Here is a 17,233-nt window from a genome sequence, read left to right on the forward strand (position 1 = left end):
GGCCGGCCACGCGTCCGGGCTGCCGAGCGGCGATGCCGCGGCGCATGTTGCATTGCAGCATGCGCCGCGTCGGCGGGCGCGCGGCTTCTGGCCGCCGCCGCGCCGCCGCACTCAGGGCGCGGGGTTGGGATGGCGCGTGTGGATCTCGTCGATCGCCTTCCAGAGCTCGGCATCGAAGCTGATGTCGACGCTGTCGATGTTTTCCTTGAGCTGGTCGAGGTTGGTGGCGCCGATCAGGTTGCTGGTGACGAACGGCCGCTCGTTGACGAAGGCCAGGGCCAGGTGCGTGGGCGAGAGGCCGTGCGCGCGGGCCAGCTCGACGTACTCGCGGGCGGCGGCCTCGCTTTCCGGGTTGCTGTAGCGCGTGAAGCGGGTGAACAGCGTCAGGCGGGCGCCCGCGGGTTGTGCGCCGTCGAGATACTTGCCGCACAGCACGCCCATGGCGAGCGGCGAGTAGGCGAGCAGGCCCACGCCTTCGTGATGGCTGAACTCCGACAGGCCCAGCTCATAGGTGCGGTTCAACAGGCTGTAGGGGTTCTGGATCGAGGCGATGCGCGGCAGCTTGTCGACCTCGGCATGGCGCAGGAACTGCGACACGCCCCACGGCGTTTCGTTGGAAACGCCGATGTGGCGCACCTTGCCCTGGCGCACGAAGTCCTGCAGCACCTCGAGCGTCTCGGCGATCGGCGTGGTGTATTCGTCTTCGACGTAGGGGTAGTAGGGGCGGCCGAACGTGGTGGTGGTGCGATCGGGCCAGTGCAGCTGGTACAGGTCGAGATAGTCGGTCTGCAGGCGCTTCAGGCTGGCGTCCAGGGCCTCGGTGAGGTTCTTGCGGTCGAGGTTGGTCTTGCCGCCGCGGATGTGGCCGGGGCGCTTCGGATCGCGCACCGGGCCGGCCACCTTGCTCGCCAGCACGATGTCCTGGCGCCGGCCGGTCTTGGCCAGCCAGGTGCCGATGTAGGCCTCGGTGCGGCCCTGCGTCTCGGCCTTGGGCGGCACCGGGTACATCTCGGCGGTGTCCACCAGGTTGACCCCGCGCGACAGCGCGTAGTCGAGTTGTTCGTGGGCTTCGGCCTCGGTGTTCTGTTCACCCCAGGTCATGGTGCCCAGGCCGATCAGGCTGACTTCGAGGTCGGTGCGGCCGAGTTTGCGGTATTTCAAGACGATGCTCCGTTGTGCGAAGGGGGAGGGGCCGGGCTGCCCGCCCCGCCGTGTGGACCGATCTTACTCGCGGCGACCGCCGCGCGCGGGCCATCCGCCACGCCGCGCAGGGGTTTAAGCCTGCCGACAGTTCGCCGCCGTTGCTCGCAAGACTGCGAACGCCTGCCGGATGCGGCTACAAATTGTCGCGCGCGCCGCGCACGCCGCTTGCTAGCATGATCCGGCCGGCATATGCCGGTCTTACCCCAAGGAGGTCGTCATGCATACTCGAACAATACTGGGGCGGCTTGCCGTGCTGGGCGTGGCAGGCAGCCTGCTGGCAGGCTGCGCGACGCCGCAGCAGACCAATACCGCCGTGGGCACCGGCGCGGGTGCCGCGGTCGGCGCCGGCATCGGCGCATTGATCGGGCATGGCAAGGGCGCGGCGATCGGGGCCGGCATCGGCGCGGTCGCGGGCGGCCTGGTCGGCTACAACTGGAAGGTCGTGAAAGACGACGTGCAGCAGTCGGCGCAGCAATCCGGCGCGGCCTCGCTCGGCGTCGACGTGGTGGAAATGCCCGACGGCACCCTCAAGGTCAACCTGCCGGGCAACGCCTCGTTCGACACCGACAAGACCGTGCTCAAGCCGGTCATGCTGCCGGTGCTCGACAGCGTCGCACGCGCGCTCACCCAGCATCCCGAGCTGCGCGTGAAGGTCGTGGGCCATACCGACAGCACCGGCGCGCTGGCGCACAACCAGACCCTCTCGGTCAACCGGGCCCGCTCCGTGACCGACTATCTGGCGCAGAAGGGCGTGGCGCAGACCCGCACCAGCATCGAGGGCCGCGGCCCCAACGATCCGATCGGCGACAACAACACGGCCGAAGGCCGCGCGCAGAACCGCCGCGTCGAGGTCTACCTCTACGCGGTGCAGGCACGTTGATGCAGGCGGGCCCCCGGGCCCGCCGCCCGCGACGAAGCCCGGCTCGCGCCGGGCTTGTGTTTTGCGCGGTCGCTGGCCGGTGGCGGGCGTAACATCGCAGCTGTACCTCACTCATCACCAGGAAATGCCATGGGCCTGCCCCCCGCGCGCATCGGCGCCGACTATGCACTGCCCGCCCTGCGCGGCTGGCACAAGCACACCACCCGCGACGCGCTGACCAAGCGCTATCGCTTCGAATCCTTCAACCAGGCGTTCGGTTTCATGACCCACGTCGCCCTGTTCGCGGAGCGCCTGAATCATCACCCCGAGTGGCGCAACGTCTACAACCGCGTCGACGTGCTGCTCACCACCCACGACGCCGGCGGCGTGACCGAGCTCGACGTGCGCATGGCGCAGTTCATGGACGAGGCCGCCCTGCGACTGGGCGGCGTGGGCCTGGCCGTGCCCGACTGAGGCAGGCCGGCCCGCCAAGCAAAAAGCCCGACGCGCTATCGCGTCGGGCTTTTTGTATGCGAAGAACCGTGGCGGGAGCCAGCAAGCGCGTGAGCGCAAACACTCCCGCCGCCCGGCCGCCCGAAGGCGGGAGGGCCCCCTCGGGGGGCAGCAAGCGCGTGAGCGCGCAGCGTGGGGGCTCTCTTCCCTCTCTCTACCGCACGTTATAGATCCGCATGGCGACCTGCTTGCCGGCCGGATCCAGCACCTTGATCGTGACCGAGCGCGGGGTGTACTTCTCGGGCAGCGTGAGCTGGCCCTGTGAGTGGTCGTAGCGCGCCAGCGTGAGTTCGGCCGGGTCGGAGGCGATGGTGTCGCGGCGGCCGTTGGTGTAGGTGCCGTCGACGATCAGCTCGATCTTGCCCTTGAAGGCCTGCGCGGTGGCGTTCTCGCGCATGATGAGGATCTGGTAGTTCAGCTGGCCCGGCTCCTTGCGGAACTGCGCCGAACGCACGCCGATGTCGCCGCCGCGCGGGTCGGGCGGCATGGCGTCCTGGAACAGCACCAGCTCCTGGTCCATTTCGGCGATGCGGGCCCGCGCCTTGGCCAGGTCGGCCGTGAGCTGCTCGTGGGTGGACTTGTTGTTGTCGCGCTGGGTGATGGTCTCGTCGAGCTGGGCCTGCAGGCGCTGGCGCTCCACGTTGGTGGCGCTCAGCTCGGTGTGCAATTGCTCCGATTGCTCGACGGTCAGGCGTTGCGGGCCGTAGTTGGCCTGCAGGAACAGCACGCCGCCCGCGCCCAGGCCGATCCCGACCAGCAGCAGCACGAGCCAGCGCGGCATGCGACGCTGACGCTTGCCTGGTTGATAGACCGAAGGTTTGAAAACCGATCGTTGCGAGCGTCCGAACATCCCCATGCGAGCAAACTTCCTTTGATGCGTAAAGCCGTGACGGCGCCGAGCGGCCGCCCGTGTGTTCAATAAAGTGCCAGAGGATACCGCGCAGCGGGGCGCGGGTCTTCAACTGACAATTCTGGTTTCTTACGTAGATACCGTGAAATACGGGACATACGCAGCCGGATGAAGTTCCGGACCAATCTGCCGGATCAGGGCTGCACGACCTCGCCGCGCAGCTCGGCATCGAGTCGGGCCAGCCGTTCGGGCGTGCCCACGTCGGTCCAGCGCCCGCCGTGGTGCGTGCCGGCCACCTGGCCGCGCCCCATGGCCGCGCGCATCAGGGGGGCGAGCGGCGCGGCCGCGCCGCGGGCCAGCCCCGCGAACATGGCCGGATCGTAGATGCCGATGCCGGCATAGGTCAAACGGGGCGCCTCGGCCGGCACGTCGGCCACGCGACCTTCGCTCAGGCCGAAATCGCCCTTGGGGTGCTGCACCGGGTTGTCGACCAGCAGCAGCCAGGCCTGGTCGCCGCGCTCGCGCAGGGCGCCGGCAGCGGCGTGCGCCGCGGCGGGATCCCAGTCGCACCAGACGTCGCCATTGATCACCAGGAAGGGCGGGTCGCCCAGCAGCGGCAGCGCCTGCACGATGCCGCCGGCGGTCTCCAGGGCCTGGGCCTCGGGCGAATAGCGGATGCGCACGCCCCACTCGCTGCCGTCACCGAGGCGCTGCTCGATCTGCTGGCCGAGCCAGGCGTGGTTGATCACCACGTCGGTCAGGCCCGCGGCGGCCAGGCGTTCCAGGTGCCAGACGATCAGCGGCTTGCCGCCGGCTTCGAGCAGGGGTTTGGGGGTGCTGTCGGTCAGGGGGCGCATGCGCTCCCCCCGGCCGGCGGCCAGAATCATCGTGCGCATCGGGGCCTCAGAACGTGTAGCCGACCTTCACGTCGCGGTCGTCGAGTTTGTCGAGCAGGCGCAACAGCGGCTTGAACGCGCCGTAGCGCTGCGCCACCTGGCGCACGTAGCCGTTCACGCGCGGCATGTGGGCCAGGTAATGGGCCTTGCCGTCGCGGTGATTGAGACGGGCGAACACGCCCAGGATGCGCAGGTTGCGCTGCAGGCCCATCCACTCGTAGGCGCGGTGGAACTCGGCGAAGTCGGCGTCGACGGGCAGGCCCGCCTTGCGTGCCATTTCCCAGTAGCGGATGGCCCAGTCGAGCTGCTGCGGCTCTTCCCAGGTGGTGCGCGCGTCGGTGACCAGCGAGGCCAGGTCGTAGGTGATCGGGCCGGCCAGGGCATCCTGGAAGTCGATCACGCCGGGGTTCGGGCCGTAGGCCGGCTGGTCGCAGACCATCAGGTTGGGCGAGTGGTAGTCGCGGTGCACCAGCACGGTGGGCTGGCTGCCGTTGCTCTCGGACAGCAGCACGAAGATCTGCTGCAGCGCGGCCGTGGTGGCCGTGTCCAGCGTGGTTTCGTGGTGCACGCCCACGTACCATTGCGGGAACAGGGCGAGCTCGTCGAGCAGGCGCGGGGCGTCGTAGGCGGCCAGGCCGGTGGTGGCGGCCTGCTGCATCCGGACCAGGGCGGCCAGGGCATCGTGGTAGAGCGACTGGAGCTGGCGCTCGTCCAGGCCGGCCTGGATGCGCTGGTAATAGGTGTCGCGGCCGAGGTCGGTGAGCAGCAGGAAGCCCTGCGCGGCGTCCTGGGCCAGCGCCCGCGGCACGTTCAGGCCGGCGTCCTGCAGCAGCCCGCCCACGTGCAGGAACGGCCGCACGTCTTCGTTGGGCGGGGGCGCGTCCATCACGATCAGGGTGCCGGCGGCCGCCTGGAGGCGGAAATAGCGCCGGAAACTGGCGTCGGCCGAGGCCGGTTCGAGGGTGTCCAGGCGCAGGCCGAGGTCGGCCGGCAGGCTTTGCAGCCAGGTGCGCGCGAGGGCCAGGCGGGTATCTTGGGGGGTATTCAAGGAGCCGTCTCTAGAGGGAGCAGGGGGCAAATTCGGGGCACGCGAAATCCCGTAGGCCGGGGGTCGCGCGGCTTCTCTATAATACCGGGTCATTCCAGCCCCGGTGGCCGCCTTGTGGCGGGCGGGTGTTCACTGTCGCAAGGTTTTCTACTCGTGCATATGGTCAGGTGGTTGATCCTCTCTGCTCTCGGCGTCGCCGGCGTCGTTCACGCCCAGGGCAGCCAGGATAGCGCCACGCAGGCGACGCCTGCCGCGCCCAAGCTCACCACCGCGTCGCGCCTGGAATCGGGCCTGCGCATGGACACGCGGCTGCGCATGCGCAACATCCCCGAAGACGACATCTCGGCCTTCACCGAAGCCGATGACATCCAGGGCGACCCGACCTCCGAACTGACCATGACCGGCAACGCCCAGGTGCGGCGCCACGATGGCGTCATCAAGGGCGACCGGATCCATTACGAGCACGCCACCGGCGACGTCGACATCCAGGGCAACGCGCGCCTGATGCGCGACGGCACCCTGATCACGGGCCCGTCGGCCCGGATGAACATCAATACCTACAGCGGCGAGATCGAGCAGCCCAACTTCTGGGTCGGCTCCACCGGCGCCACCGCCCGGGCCGAGCACGCCGACCTGTTCAGCAAGTCGCAGATGCGGCTCACGACCGTCACCTACAGCGGCTGCCCCTGCGACAAGCCGTCCTGGTACATCAAGGCCGACACGGTCGACCTCGATTTCGACGAAAACGAAGGCGTGGCGCGCAATGGCGTGCTGTACTTCAAGGACGTGCCGATCCTGGCGTCGCCCTACCTGACCTTCCCGGTCCGCAAGGAACGCAAGTCCGGCTTCCTGATGCCGACCTACGGCACCTCGAGCAAGAGCGGCCTGGACATCGCGGTGCCGTACTACTTCAACCTGGCGCCCAACTACGACCTGACCCTGATCCCGCGCCTGCTGGGCAAGCGCGGCATGCAGCTGGGCGGCGAGGGCCGCTACCTCGGTTCGTCGTACAACGGCTTTCTGCAGGGCACCTATCTGTCGAACGACCGCAATGCCGGCATCGACCGCTGGATGTACCGTACCTATCACCGCCAGTTGCTGGGCAACGGCTTCTATGCCGACTGGGACATCGCCGGCGTCTCCGACGACAACTACTTCCGCGACATGTCGAACATCGGCCTGAACCAGGCCTCGACCACCTACCTGACCCGTCGCGGCCGGGTAGGCTGGTCGTCCGACTACTGGCAAGCCTACGCGCAGGTCCTGAAGTACCGCACGCTGCAGGATCCGGATGCCCCGCTGGCGCCGCCCTACGACATGGAGCCCGAGATGGTGCTCAATGGCGCGCGCTACAACTGGCTCGGCGGCTTCGACACCGAATGGAACACGCAGGCCGTGCGCTTCCGCCGCGCGCTGTTCCAGGGCAGCCGCCTCGGCCCCGACGGCGACCGCCTCACGTCGTATCCCACGATCGCGTTCCCGATCGTGCGGCCGGGCTGGTACGTCACGCCCAAGGCGGGCGTGCACTACACGCAGTACCAGACCGACTGGTACCGCGAAGACTGGAACAGCATCGGCAGCCTTGACCAATACCGTCGCAGCGCCTCGCGCACGGTGCCGATCTTCTCCGTCGATGCCGGCATGACCTTCGAACGCGACACCACGCTGTTCGGCAAGTCCTCGACCCAGACGCTCGAACCGCGCCTGTACTACCTGCGCGTGCCGTACCGCAAGCAGGACGCGCTGCCCGTCTACGACACCTCGCTGGCCGACTTCAGCTACGAGCAGGCCTTCCAGGAAAACATCTACACCGGCGCCGACCGCATCTCCAACGCCAACCAGCTGACGATGGCGCTGAACACGCGCTGGCTCGACGCCAACACCGGCTTCGAGCGGCTCTCGCTGGGCGTGGCGCAGCGCCTGTATTTCGAAGACCAGCGCGTGACGCTGCCCGGCGAAACGCCGCGCGAGAACGTCCGGTCCGATTTTCTGGTGGGCGCCAGCGCGGCGCTGACCGATACGCTGAGCACCGACCTGGCGGCGCAATACGATCCCTACGACAATCGCTGGTCGCGCGGCCTGGTGAGCGCGCGCTGGTCGCCCCAGCGCCTGACCACGCTGGCGCTGGCCTATCGCTACCAGCGCGATCCGCTGCCCGACCAGATCTATTCGCCGCGCGGCCAGAACCAGGTCAGCCTGGGCGTGCAGTGGCCGTTCACGAATCGCTGGTACGGCGTGGGCCGGGTCGACTACTCGATGCGCCGCGACGAATCGCAGGGCGAATCGCCCCGCATCACGCAGGCGATCGCGGGTCTCGAATACAAGGGCGACTGCTGCTGGACCGGCCGCGTGGTCTATCAGCGTTATGCTGTGGCGGCCAACGATACCAACACCGCCATCTTTTTCCAGCTCGAGCTGACCGGGCTGGGATCGTTGGGCACCGACCCGATCAAGCTGCTCGACCGCAGCATCCCGGGTTATCAATCGGTAACCCCGCCCACCCCGGCGGGTACGACATTTGAAGGGTATGAATGATGCGTAGGTTGCATACGTCGGGCCGTTTCTGCGGCAGCCTCCTGGCCCTCGCGCTCAGCGCGGCTCTGCCCGGCATGTCCGCGGCGCAGCCCGCGCGCCCGGCCAAGCCTGCCCCCGCGAACACGGCCCCCGCGCCGGCGCCCTCCGAACAGTTCGTCGACGGCATCGCCGCCGTGGTCAACAAAGACGTGATCACGATGCGCGAGGTGCGCGAAGCGGCCCGCGAAGCGAGCGCCGACCTGCAGAAGCGCGGCATCCAGGTGCCCGACAACAACACGCTGCAGCGCCAGGTGCTGCAGCGCCTGATCTACGAGCGTCTCGAGCGCAACGAAGCCGATCGCCTCGGCATCCGCGTCGACAACGCCCAGGTCGACCAGGCCATCACCATGGTGGCCTCGCGCAACAAGATCACGCCCGCGCAGCTGCGCGCCGAGGTCGAGAAGAGCGGCATCACCTGGGAGCAGTACCGCAAGTCGCTGCAGGACGAGATCCGCATGGACCGCCTGCGCCAGCGCACCATCGACTCGGGCATCGTGATCTCCGACGCCGAGGTCGACGCCTTCCTGCGCGACCAGGAGCGCAACCCGGCTTCGATGATGAACGCGCCGCAGCAGGCGCAGCAGCCCCAGCCGCAGCAGCAACAGCAGCCCGCGCCGCAGGCCGGCGGTCCGGAGCAGGTCGCGCTGGCCCAGATCCTGGTGCGCGTGCCCGAAGGCGCCACCACGGCCGAAGCGGCCGCGCTGCGCAAGAAGGCCGAAGACATCCTCGCGCGCCTCAAGCGCGGCGACGACTTCGCCAGCGTCGCTGCCGCCGCCTCCGACGGCCCCGAGGCGCTGCAGGGCGGCGTCATGGGCGCGCGTCCGCTGGACGGATGGCCCGACCTGTTCGTGCAGGCCATCAAGTCCGTGCCCGCCGGCCAGGTGTCGGCGCTGGTGCAGAGCGGCAACGGCTTCCACATCCTGAAGGTGCTGCAACGCGTGGGCGGCAACGCCCCGGCCCAGCAGCGTCCGCAACAGCCGGCGCAGCAACCGCAGCCGCAACAGCCGCAGCAGCCCACGCTGGCCAAGCAGGGCCCGGTGCAGGTCACGCAGACCCACGCCCGCCACATCCTGATCAAGACCTCGTCGGTGATGTCCGACGACCAGGCGCGCCAGCGTCTCGAGCAGATCCGCCAGCGCCTGGTCAACGGCGCGGTCAAGTTCGAAGACATGGCGCGCCAGTACTCGCAGGACGCCACCGCGCCGCAGGGCGGCGACCTCGGCTGGGTCAACCCGGGCGAGATGGTGCCGGCCTTCGAGGCGGGCATGAACGCGCTCAAGGATGGCGAGATCAGCCAGCCCATCATGTCGCCGTTCGGCTGGCACCTGATCCAGGTGGTCGAGCGCCGCCAGCACGACGTGGCCGACGAGATGCAACGCATGCGCGCACGCCAGATCCTCTACGAGCGCCGCGCAGGTCCGGCATTCGAAGACTGGGTCGAGCAGCTGCGCAGCCAGGCGTACATCGACAACCGGCTCGAGAAGCGCGACCGCATCGAACAGAACAACCGCTAGTCCGAGAGCCTTTCATGTCCCAGCACCAGGCGCGCAAGCGCTTTGGTCAGCATTTCCTGACCGACGAGAGCGTGACCGATTCGATCGTGCGGGCCGTCGCGCCCGCACGCGACGATCACGTCGTGGAGATCGGTCCGGGCCTGTCGGCGCTCACCGCGCCGCTCCTGGACCGGCTCGACCGTCTCACCGTCGTCGAAATCGACCGCGATCTGGCGGCGCGCCTGCGCAAGAAGTATCCGGCCGAGCGCCTGACCGTGGTCGAGGCCGATGCCCTGACCGTCGATTTCGCGCAGTTCGGCGCCGGCCTGCGCGTGGTCGGCAATCTGCCCTACAACATCTCCAGCCCGCTGCTGTTCCACCTGATGGCCGCGGCCGACCAGGTGCGCGACCAGCACTTCATGCTCCAGCGCGAAGTGATCGACCGCATGGTGGCCGAGCCCTCGGGCGCCGACTACGGCCGCCTGTCGGTGATGCTGCAGTCGCGCTATCGCATGGAGAAGCTGTTCGACGTGCCGCCCGAGGCCTTCGACCCGCCGCCGCGCGTGGTCTCGGCCGTGGTGCGCATGGTGCCGCTCGGCGCCGACCGGCCGCGTCCGGTCAGCGATGCCGCGTTCGAAACCGTGGTGGCGCGCGCCTTCTCGCAACGGCGCAAGATGCTGCGGCGCGTGCTGGCCGACTGGGCCGATCAGGTGCCCTGGGAGGCCATCGACGTGGCGCCCACCGCGCGTGCGGAAGAGGTCGGCGTGCGCCAGTTCATCGCCCTGGCCGATGCGCTGGTGGCGGCCAAGGTGCTGTCCGCCTGAGCCCGCGCGCACCAAAGATCAAAGCGCCCCGCGGGGCGCTTTTTTCATGGCCGCGCCGCTCGGGCTCAGAGCCGGCGTCTGCCCGCGGCCAGCCACAGCTGCGTCACGTCGCGCGCGCGGTCGGCCAGGTAGCTGTCGGCATGATCGAGCGCGTCGGCCAGCGTGACCGGGCCGGGGCACAGGCTGAACGCGGCCGTGATGCCGTGCGCGTGCAGCTCCTGGTAGCCCGCGCCCAGCGAGCCGGCGAGGGCGATCACCGGTACGCCGCGCGCCTGCGCGATGCGCGCCACGCCCGCGGGCGTCTTGCCGCGCAGGGTCTGCGCGTCCATCCGGCCCTCGCCCGTGAACACCAGCGCCGCGCCTTCGATCGCTGCGTCGAGGCGGCCGAGTTCGGCCACCAGCTCGACGCCGGGACGAAAGCGCGCCGCGAGAAAGGCGTGGGCCGCGAAACCCAGGCCGCCCGCCGCGCCCGCGCCGGGATGTTCGCGCGCGTCGTGGCCGAGCTTGTGTCGCGCCACGTCGGCGAAGCGCGCCAGCGCGGCGTCGAGCTGCTCGACCTGCGCCGGGCTGGCGCCCTTTTGCGGCCCGAACACGTGTGCGGCGCCCTGCGGCCCGCACAGCGGATTGTCGACGTCGCACGCGACCTCGAACGTGACCTCGGCCAGGCGCGGATCGAGCCCGCTCAGGTCGATCTCGGCCAGGTGCGCGAGCGCGGCGCCGCCGCGCGGGAGCGCCTGTCCTTGCGCATCGAGGAAGCGCGCGCCCAGCGCGCGCAGCATGCCGCTGCCGCCATCGGTGGTGGCCGAGCCGCCCAGGCCGAGGATGAGGCGGCGCGCGCCCGCGTCGAGCGCGGCGCGCAGCACCTCGCCCACGCCGTGGGTATCCGCGGCGAGCGCGTCGCGGCGGGCTTCGGGGATCTGGTCGAGGCCCGCGGCCGCGGCCATCTCGATGATGGCCGCGCCGTCGGTGAGCGCGCCCCAGTGGGCGGTGATGGGCTCGCCCAGCGCGTTGTGCGCGGGGCTGTGGCGCAGCTCGCCGCCGGCGGCCGCGAGCACGGCGGACACCGTGCCTTCGCCGCCGTCCGCCATCGGGATGCACACCGTCTGCGCCGCCGGCCAGGCTTCCTGCACGCCGCGCGCAATGGCGCGGGCCGCGGCTTCGGCGGAGAGACTTTCCTTGAAGGAGTCGGGAGCAATGACGATTTTCACGTGGCAGGGTCCTGCGTAGCGGTTGCGATCAACATCCAACGATAGGCGATGATACCCGCGCCGCGCGGTCCCGGCGTACCATAGGCGTTCGACTCAACCCTGTCAGAGAGTTTCCATGCCTGTATTGCGCCGCACCAAAATCGTCGCCACGCTTGGCCCCGCAACGTCGACGCCCGAGAAGCTCGCGGCGCTGATCCGCGCGGGCATGGACGTGGCCCGGTTGAACTTCTCGCACGGCACCGCCGACGACCACCGCGAACGTGCGCGGCTGGTGCGTGAGCTGGCTGCGGAGCAGGGGCGGTTCGTGGCGCTGATGGGCGACCTGCAGGGGCCGAAGATCCGCGTCGCGCGCTTCACCGACAAGCAGGTCATGCTGCACCTGGGCCAGCCCTTCATCCTGTCGCGCGTGCATCCCAAGGATGCCGGCACCGATCGCATCGTGGGCATCGACTACCCCGAGCTGGTGCAGGATTGCCGCGCCGGCGACGAGCTGCTGCTCGACGACGGCCGCGTGGTGCTGCAGGTGGATCGGGTCGAGGGCGACGAGGTCCACACCACCGTCACGGTGCCGGGCCCGCTGTCCAACAACAAGGGCATCAACCGGCGCGGCGGCGGCCTGTCCGCGCCCAGCCTCACCGACAAGGACCGCGCCGACATCAAGGTGGCGGCCGAGCTCGAACTCGATTACGTGGCGGTGTCGTTCCCGCGCTATGGCCAGGACATCGAAGAGGCCCGCGCGCTGCTCGAGGCGGCCGGCAGCAAGGCCTGGATCGTCGCCAAGATCGAGCGTGCCGAGGCCGTGGCCGACGACGAGGCGCTCGATGCGCTGATCCGCGCCAGCGACGGCGTGATGGTGGCGCGCGGCGACCTCGGCGTGGAAGTGGGCGACGCCGAGCTGGTGGGCATCCAGAAGCGCATCATCCAGCACGCCCGCACGCTCAACAAGATCGTGATCACGGCCACCCAGATGATGGAGTCGATGATCTCCAGCCCCATGCCCACGCGCGCCGAAGTGTCCGACGTGGCCAACGCCGTGCTCGACTACACCGACGCGGTGATGCTGTCGGCCGAGAGCGCCTCGGGCCAGTACCCGGTCGAGGCGGTGCAGGCGATGGCGCGCATCTGCCTGGGCGCCGAGAAGCACCCCACCACCACGCATTCGCACCACCGCCTCGGCGAAACCTTCTCGCGCTGCGACGAGACCATCGCGCTGGCCGCGATGTACGCGGCCAATCACTTCCCCGGTGTGAAGGCCATCATCGCGCTCACCGAGAGCGGCCACACGCCGCTCATCATGTCGCGCATCCGCTCGGGCGTGCCGATCTATTGCTACAGCCCGCATCCGCTCACGCAGCATCGCGTGTCGATGTTCCGCGGCGTCTACACCATCCCGTTCGCACCGGCCGACCACGACCCGTCCGAGCTGAGCGACGCGGCCATCGAAGAGCTGCGCCGGCGCGGCCGCGTCGAGGCCGGCGACTGGGTCATCCTCACCAAGGGCGACTTCTACCGCGACAGCGGCGGCACCAACGGCATGAAGATCCTCAAGGTTGAGTGAGCGCGGCGCGCGCCGCGCAGGCTTTGCACACGGCGCCGCGGGCGCCGTTTTTCATGCCCCGGGCGGATGCCGCGTTCAGCCAAAGAACCAGTAGCACACGCCGATCGAGGCCAGCACGCCGGCCAGGTCGGCCAGCAGCGCGCAGCCCACGGCGTGGCGGGCGCGCACGATGCCGACCGCGCCGAAATACACGGCCAGCACGTAGAACGTGGTCTCGGTGCTGCCCTGCATCACCGCGGCCAGCAGCGCCGGGAAGCTGTCCACGCCGAAGTGGGTCATGGTCTCGAGCATCATGGCGCGCGCGGCGCTGCCCGAGAAGGGCTTGACCAGCGCGGTCGGGAGCGCGTCGACGAAGCGCGTGTCCCAGCCCGCGCCGCTGGCGAGCCAGCGGATGCCGTCGAGGGCGTAGTCGAGCGCGCCCGAGGCGCGCAGGATGCCGACCGCGCACAGCATCGCCACCAGATAGGGCAGCAGGCTGCGCGCGATGTCGAAGCCTTCCTTGGCGCCCTCGATGAAGGTCTCGTAGACCGGCACCTTGCGCCACGCGCCCACCAGCAGGAAGGCCAGCAGCACGCCGAACAGCGTGAGGTTGCCCAGCAGCGACGACAGCGCCGCGATGGCGGCGGCCGACATGCTGGCGAGCAGCGCCATGAAGCCGCCCAGCGCCAGCGTGAAGCCGCCGAGCCAGGCCAGCACCACCGGATCCCAGAGCCGCAGGCGCTGGCACCACGCCACCGTGAGCAGGCCCACCAGCGTGCCGATGCTGGTGGCCAGCAGGATGGGCAGGAACACCAGCGTGGGATCGGGCGCGCCCTGCTGGGCGCGGAACATGAACAGCGTGACCGGCAGCAGCGTGAGCGAGGAGGCGTTGAGCACCAGGAACAGGATCTGGGCGTTGCTGGCGGTGTCGGGCGTGGGGTTGAGCGATTGCAGCTCGCGCATGGCGCGCAGCCCGATGGGCGTGGCGGCGTTGTCCAGGCCCAGGCCATTGGCCGCGAAGTTCAGCGTGATGAGCCCGATGGCGGGATGGTTGCGCGGCACGCCCGGCATGAGGCGCGCGAACAGCGGGCCCAGCAGGCGCGCCAGCGATTCGACCAGGCCGGCCTTCTCGGCGATGCGCAGAAAGCCCAGCCACAGCGTGAGCGTGCCGAACAGCAGCACCATCACCTCGACCGACACGCGCGCCATGTCGAACAGACTCGCCACCATCAGGCGGAACACCTCGGCCTCGCCCAGGTTGAGCCAGCGGAAGACGCCCGACAGCGCGGCGATGATGAAGAAAGCCAGCCAGAGCTTGTTCAGCATGAATATCGAAAGAGGGAGCGGGAGACGGCGCCGCCCATTGTCGCAGACTCGGCGCGGCACGCGACGCGCGGATTTGACGGGCGCGGCAATTCTGGTAAGTTGCCCCTATCTGTCACGATCTGATACGAGGGCGGTATGGACTTCAACGATTGGCGCCGGCGTCGCATTTCCGAGCCGGCCTTCCGCTGGGCCCGTGCGGCCCTGCCGGGCCTGTCCGATACCGAGCGCGAGGCCATCGAAGCGGGCGATGTGTGGTGGGACGGCGACCTCTTCACCGGCAACCCCGACTGGAACCGCCTGCTCGCGGTGCCGCCGGCGCGGCTCACGGCCGAGGAGCAGGCCTTCATCGACGGGCCGGTGGCCGAGCTGTGCGGCATGCTCGACGAATGGGACATCACCTGGAAGCGGCGCGACCTGCCGCCCGAGGTCTGGGCCTTTCTCAAGGCGCATCGTTTCTTCGGCATGATCATCCCCGTCGAACACGGCGGCCTGGGCTTCTCGCCCTACGCGCATTCGGAAGTGGTGCGGCGCGTCTCCGCCTACTCGATCACGGCCGGCGTCACGGTGATGGTGCCGAATTCGCTCGGCCCCGGCGAGCTGCTGCTGCAGTTCGGCACCGACGCGCAGCGCGATTACTGGCTGCCGCGCCTGGCCGACGGGCGCGAGATCCCGTGCTTCGGCCTGACCGGCCCCGAAGCGGGCTCCGACGCCGCCTCCATGACCGACACCGGCGTGGTGTGCCGCCAGGTGGTCGAGGGCGAAGAGCGGCTGGGCATCCGGCTCAACTGGCACAAGCGCTACATCACGCTCGGCCCCGTCGCCACGGTGCTCGGCCTCGCCTTCAAGCTTCAAGACCCCGACGGCCTGCTGGGCGGCGCCGCCGACATCGGCATCTCCGTCGCGCTGGTGCCCACCGACGCGCCGGGCGTCGAGATCGGCCGCCGCCACCTGCCGTCGATGCAGGTGTTCCAGAACGGTCCGAATCGCGGTCGCGACGTGTTCGTACCGATCGAGGCGCTGATCGGCGGGCCCGCGCGTGCCGGCCAGGGCTGGCAGATGCTGATGAGCGCGCTGGCCGCCGGGCGCGGCATCTCGCTGCCTTCGCTGTCGGCGGCCGGCACGGTGATGTCGGCGCACGCCACCGGCATGTATGCGCGCGTGCGGCGCCAGTTCAACATCCCGGTGGGGCAGTTCGAGGGCGTGCAGGAAAAGCTCGCGCGCCTGGCCGGCCATGCCTATCTGGTCGAGGCCGCGCGCCGCCTCACCTGCGCCGCGCTCAACCAGGGCCACAAGCCGGCCGTGGTGTCGGCCATCATGAAATACCACGCCACCGAGCGCCTGCGCGAATCGGTCAACGACGCGATGGACGTGCACGCCGGCAAGGCCGTGATCGACGGGCCGCACAACTACCTGGGCTCGCTCTACCGCGCGCTGCCGATCGCGATCACGGTCGAGGGCGCCAACATCCTCACGCGCTGCCTGATCGTGTTCGGCCAGGGCGCGATCCGCGCCCACCCCTATCTGATGAAGGAAGTGCTGGCCCTGGGCGACGCCGACGAGCGCGAGGGCCAGCGCGTGTTCGACCAGGTCTTCTGGCAGCACATGCGCCACACCGCCGGGACCGCGCTGCGCGCCTGGGGCCGTTCCTGGACCGGCGGGCTGGTGGCACCGGTGCCGGCCGGCGCCGGCCCGGTGGCGCGCCACTACCGCCAGCTCGGCCGCTATTGCGCGGGCTTCGCGCTGCTGGCCGATGCGGCGATGGGGCTGATGGGCGGCGCGCTCAAACGCCGCGAGATGATCTCCGCGCGCCTGGGCGACGTGCTCTCCGAGCTGTACCTGCTGTCGGCCGTGCTCAAGCGCTGGGACGACGAGGGCCGCAACCACGCCGACCTGCCGCTGGTGGCGTGGTGCATGGAGGCCGGCCGCCTGCGCATCGAGCAGGCGCTCGATCAGGTGCTGTCGAACCTGCCCAACCGGCCGGTGGCCGTGTTGCTGCGCGTGGCGATCCTGCCGGTGCGCAGCGCGCGCGGGCCGTCCGATGCGCTCACGCGCGAGTGCGCGAAGTTCCTGCTCGAACCCTCGCGCACGCGCGACCGGCTCACGGCCGATCTGGTGCGCGGCGGCGCCAGCGATGCGCTGGGCCAGCTCGAAAGCGCGTTCGCCGACGTGTGCGCGGTGCAGTCGCTGCTCGACCGGCTCAAGCGCGAGGGCGTGCGCGACTGGCGCGATGCGCATCGCGGCGGCGCGCTCACCGACGAGCAGGCCGCGGCGCTGGCGGCGGCCGAGGCGGCCATCGCGCGGGTGGTGGCGGTGGATGATTTTGCGCCCGACGAACTCACGCCGCCGGGCGCGGGCTTCAGTCGTCCTGATTCGGATCCAGGTCCGGAAACAGGATTTCGGTGAAACCGAACTGCGTGAAGTCTTCGATGCGTGACGGGTAGAGCCGGCCGATCAGGTGGTCGCATTCGTGCTGCACCACGCGGGCATGGAAGCCTTCGGCCTCGCGCTCGATCGGATTGCCGTCGGGGTCGAAGCCGCTGTAGCGGATGTGCTTCCAGCGCGGCACCAGGCCGCGCAGGCCCGGCACCGACAGGCAGCCTTCCCAGCCCGACTCGCGCTCGTCCGACAGCGGCGTGATCACCGGATTGCACAGCACGGTCTGCGGCACCGCCGGCGCGTCGGGGTAGCGCGGGTTGCGCTCGAAGCCGAAGATCACGAGCTGCAGGTCCACGCCGATCTGCGGCGCGGCCAGGCCCACGCCATTGGCGTGGATCATGGTCTCGAACATATCGTCGATCAGCGCGCGCAGCTCGGGCGTGCCGAACTGCGCGACCGGCGGCGCCACGCGCAGCAGGCGCGGATCGCCCATCTTGAGGATCGGATGGATCATGGTCGGTGCGGT

General features: G+C 69.7%; 14 protein-coding genes. 7 read left to right on the forward strand and 7 right to left on the reverse strand.

All coding sequences use genetic code 11. The features are described 5' to 3' along the window. Window positions 1–111: 111 nt before the first annotated feature. Entirely contained in the window at window positions 112–1,161 is a 1,050-nt protein-coding gene (locus CEG14_RS04220) for an NADP(H)-dependent aldo-keto reductase (RefSeq protein WP_094825071.1), read from the reverse strand. A gap of 259 nt (window positions 1,162–1,420) precedes the next feature. Here CEG14_RS04220 and CEG14_RS04225 point away from each other — a divergent pair, with 259 nt between their 5' ends. Together CEG14_RS04225 and CEG14_RS04230 are read left to right on the forward strand one after the other, a co-directional pair. Next, window positions 1,421–2,083: an OmpA family protein gene (locus tag CEG14_RS04225; RefSeq protein ID WP_094825072.1), complete on the forward strand. Its 663-nt coding sequence runs from the start codon at window positions 1,421–1,423 to the stop codon at window positions 2,081–2,083. 129 nt (window positions 2,084–2,212) lie between these two features. Continuing rightward, complete coding sequence (locus CEG14_RS04230) at window positions 2,213–2,536, forward strand: 4a-hydroxytetrahydrobiopterin dehydratase (protein WP_094825073.1); 324 nt, start codon at window positions 2,213–2,215, stop codon at window positions 2,534–2,536. A gap of 193 nt (window positions 2,537–2,729) precedes the next feature. On the opposite strand, the gene CEG14_RS04235 is transcribed toward CEG14_RS04230, so the two are convergent. The 3 genes from CEG14_RS04235 to CEG14_RS04245 all read right to left on the reverse strand — a co-directional run bounded on the left by CEG14_RS04235 (window position 2,730) and on the right by CEG14_RS04245 (window position 5,369). Continuing rightward, window positions 2,730–3,425, reverse strand: coding sequence for a DUF6776 family protein (locus CEG14_RS04235; protein ID WP_179280539.1), 696 nt, complete (start codon window positions 3,423–3,425; stop codon window positions 2,730–2,732). Window positions 3,426–3,619: 194 nt separating this feature from the next. Next, the gene (gene murU / locus CEG14_RS04240; RefSeq protein WP_094825075.1) at window positions 3,620–4,321 is read right to left on the reverse strand and encodes an N-acetylmuramate alpha-1-phosphate uridylyltransferase MurU; all 702 of its coding nucleotides are present in this window, start codon (window positions 4,319–4,321) and stop codon (window positions 3,620–3,622) included. A gap of 7 nt (window positions 4,322–4,328) precedes the next feature. Further along, window positions 4,329–5,369, reverse strand: a complete 1,041-nt coding sequence (locus CEG14_RS04245; protein ID WP_256985575.1) for an aminoglycoside phosphotransferase family protein — start codon at window positions 5,367–5,369, stop codon at window positions 4,329–4,331. A 153-nt stretch (window positions 5,370–5,522) separates the two neighbouring features. Between CEG14_RS04245 and CEG14_RS04250 the strand changes: the two genes are divergently transcribed. From CEG14_RS04250 to rsmA, 3 genes are read left to right on the forward strand one after another with little or no spacing between them, the layout of a single operon-like run. Next, on the forward strand, window positions 5,523–7,904 hold the full coding sequence (locus CEG14_RS04250) for an LPS-assembly protein LptD (RefSeq protein ID WP_094825077.1): 2,382 nt from the start codon (window positions 5,523–5,525) through the stop codon (window positions 7,902–7,904). Continuing rightward, entirely contained in the window at window positions 7,901–9,457 is a 1,557-nt protein-coding gene (locus CEG14_RS04255; RefSeq protein WP_094825078.1) for a peptidylprolyl isomerase, read from the forward strand. The genes CEG14_RS04250 and CEG14_RS04255 overlap by 4 nt, the downstream gene beginning before the upstream one ends. 14 nt (window positions 9,458–9,471) lie before the next feature. After that, window positions 9,472–10,260, forward strand: a complete 789-nt coding sequence (gene rsmA / locus CEG14_RS04260; protein ID WP_094825079.1) for a 16S rRNA (adenine(1518)-N(6)/adenine(1519)-N(6))-dimethyltransferase RsmA — start codon at window positions 9,472–9,474, stop codon at window positions 10,258–10,260. Between the two features lie 65 nt (window positions 10,261–10,325). Here rsmA and CEG14_RS04265 read toward each other — a convergent pair whose 3' ends face one another. After that, window positions 10,326–11,468 (reverse strand): glycerate kinase, encoded by a 1,143-nt coding sequence (locus tag CEG14_RS04265; protein ID WP_094825080.1) that lies wholly within the window; start codon window positions 11,466–11,468, stop codon window positions 10,326–10,328. Window positions 11,469–11,583: 115 nt separating this feature from the next. Here CEG14_RS04265 and pyk point away from each other — a divergent pair, with 115 nt between their 5' ends. Beyond that, complete coding sequence (pyk, locus tag CEG14_RS04270) at window positions 11,584–13,026, forward strand: pyruvate kinase (protein ID WP_094825081.1); 1,443 nt, start codon at window positions 11,584–11,586, stop codon at window positions 13,024–13,026. Window positions 13,027–13,101: 75 nt separating this feature from the next. Here pyk and CEG14_RS04275 read toward each other — a convergent pair whose 3' ends face one another. Continuing rightward, window positions 13,102–14,331, reverse strand: a complete 1,230-nt coding sequence (locus CEG14_RS04275; RefSeq protein WP_094825082.1) for a nucleoside recognition domain-containing protein — start codon at window positions 14,329–14,331, stop codon at window positions 13,102–13,104. A 135-nt stretch (window positions 14,332–14,466) separates the two neighbouring features. Here CEG14_RS04275 and CEG14_RS04280 point away from each other — a divergent pair, with 135 nt between their 5' ends. Beyond that, a complete protein-coding gene (locus CEG14_RS04280; RefSeq protein ID WP_094825083.1) occupies window positions 14,467–16,734 on the forward strand; it encodes an acyl-CoA dehydrogenase in 2,268 nt (755 codons plus the stop codon). Here CEG14_RS04280 and def read toward each other — a convergent pair. Next, complete coding sequence (gene def / locus CEG14_RS04285) at window positions 16,688–17,221, reverse strand: peptide deformylase (RefSeq protein ID WP_094825084.1); 534 nt, start codon at window positions 17,219–17,221, stop codon at window positions 16,688–16,690. The two genes, CEG14_RS04280 and def, sit on opposite strands and share 47 nt — an antisense overlap. Between the last annotated feature and the right edge of the window lie 12 nt (window positions 17,222–17,233).

The sequence above is a fragment of the Bordetella genomosp. 1 genome (genome assembly GCF_002261335.1).
Taxonomy (GTDB): domain Bacteria; phylum Pseudomonadota; class Gammaproteobacteria; order Burkholderiales; family Burkholderiaceae_B; genus Bordetella.

What these genes read in the sequence shown, in the direction of transcription:
- CEG14_RS04225 (WP_094825072.1), top strand. Translation starts at nt 1,421, where the DNA reads ATGCATACTCGAACAATACTGGGGCGGCTTGCCGTGCTGGGCGTGGCA.
- CEG14_RS04230 (WP_094825073.1), top strand. Translation starts at nt 2,213, where the DNA reads ATGGGCCTGCCCCCCGCGCGCATCGGCGCCGACTATGCACTGCCCGCC.
- CEG14_RS04235 (WP_179280539.1), bottom strand. Translation starts at nt 3,425, where the DNA reads ATGTTCGGACGCTCGCAACGATCGGTTTTCAAACCTTCGGTCTATCAA.
- murU (WP_094825075.1), bottom strand. Translation starts at nt 4,321, where the DNA reads ATGCGCACGATGATTCTGGCCGCCGGCCGGGGGGAGCGCATGCGCCCC.
- CEG14_RS04255 (WP_094825078.1), top strand. Translation starts at nt 7,901, where the DNA reads ATGATGCGTAGGTTGCATACGTCGGGCCGTTTCTGCGGCAGCCTCCTG.
- rsmA (WP_094825079.1), top strand. Translation starts at nt 9,472, where the DNA reads ATGTCCCAGCACCAGGCGCGCAAGCGCTTTGGTCAGCATTTCCTGACC.
- pyk (WP_094825081.1), top strand. Translation starts at nt 11,584, where the DNA reads ATGCCTGTATTGCGCCGCACCAAAATCGTCGCCACGCTTGGCCCCGCA.
- CEG14_RS04275 (WP_094825082.1), bottom strand. Translation starts at nt 14,331, where the DNA reads ATGCTGAACAAGCTCTGGCTGGCTTTCTTCATCATCGCCGCGCTGTCG.
- CEG14_RS04280 (WP_094825083.1), top strand. Translation starts at nt 14,467, where the DNA reads ATGGACTTCAACGATTGGCGCCGGCGTCGCATTTCCGAGCCGGCCTTC.
- def (WP_094825084.1), bottom strand. Translation starts at nt 17,221, where the DNA reads ATGATCCATCCGATCCTCAAGATGGGCGATCCGCGCCTGCTGCGCGTG.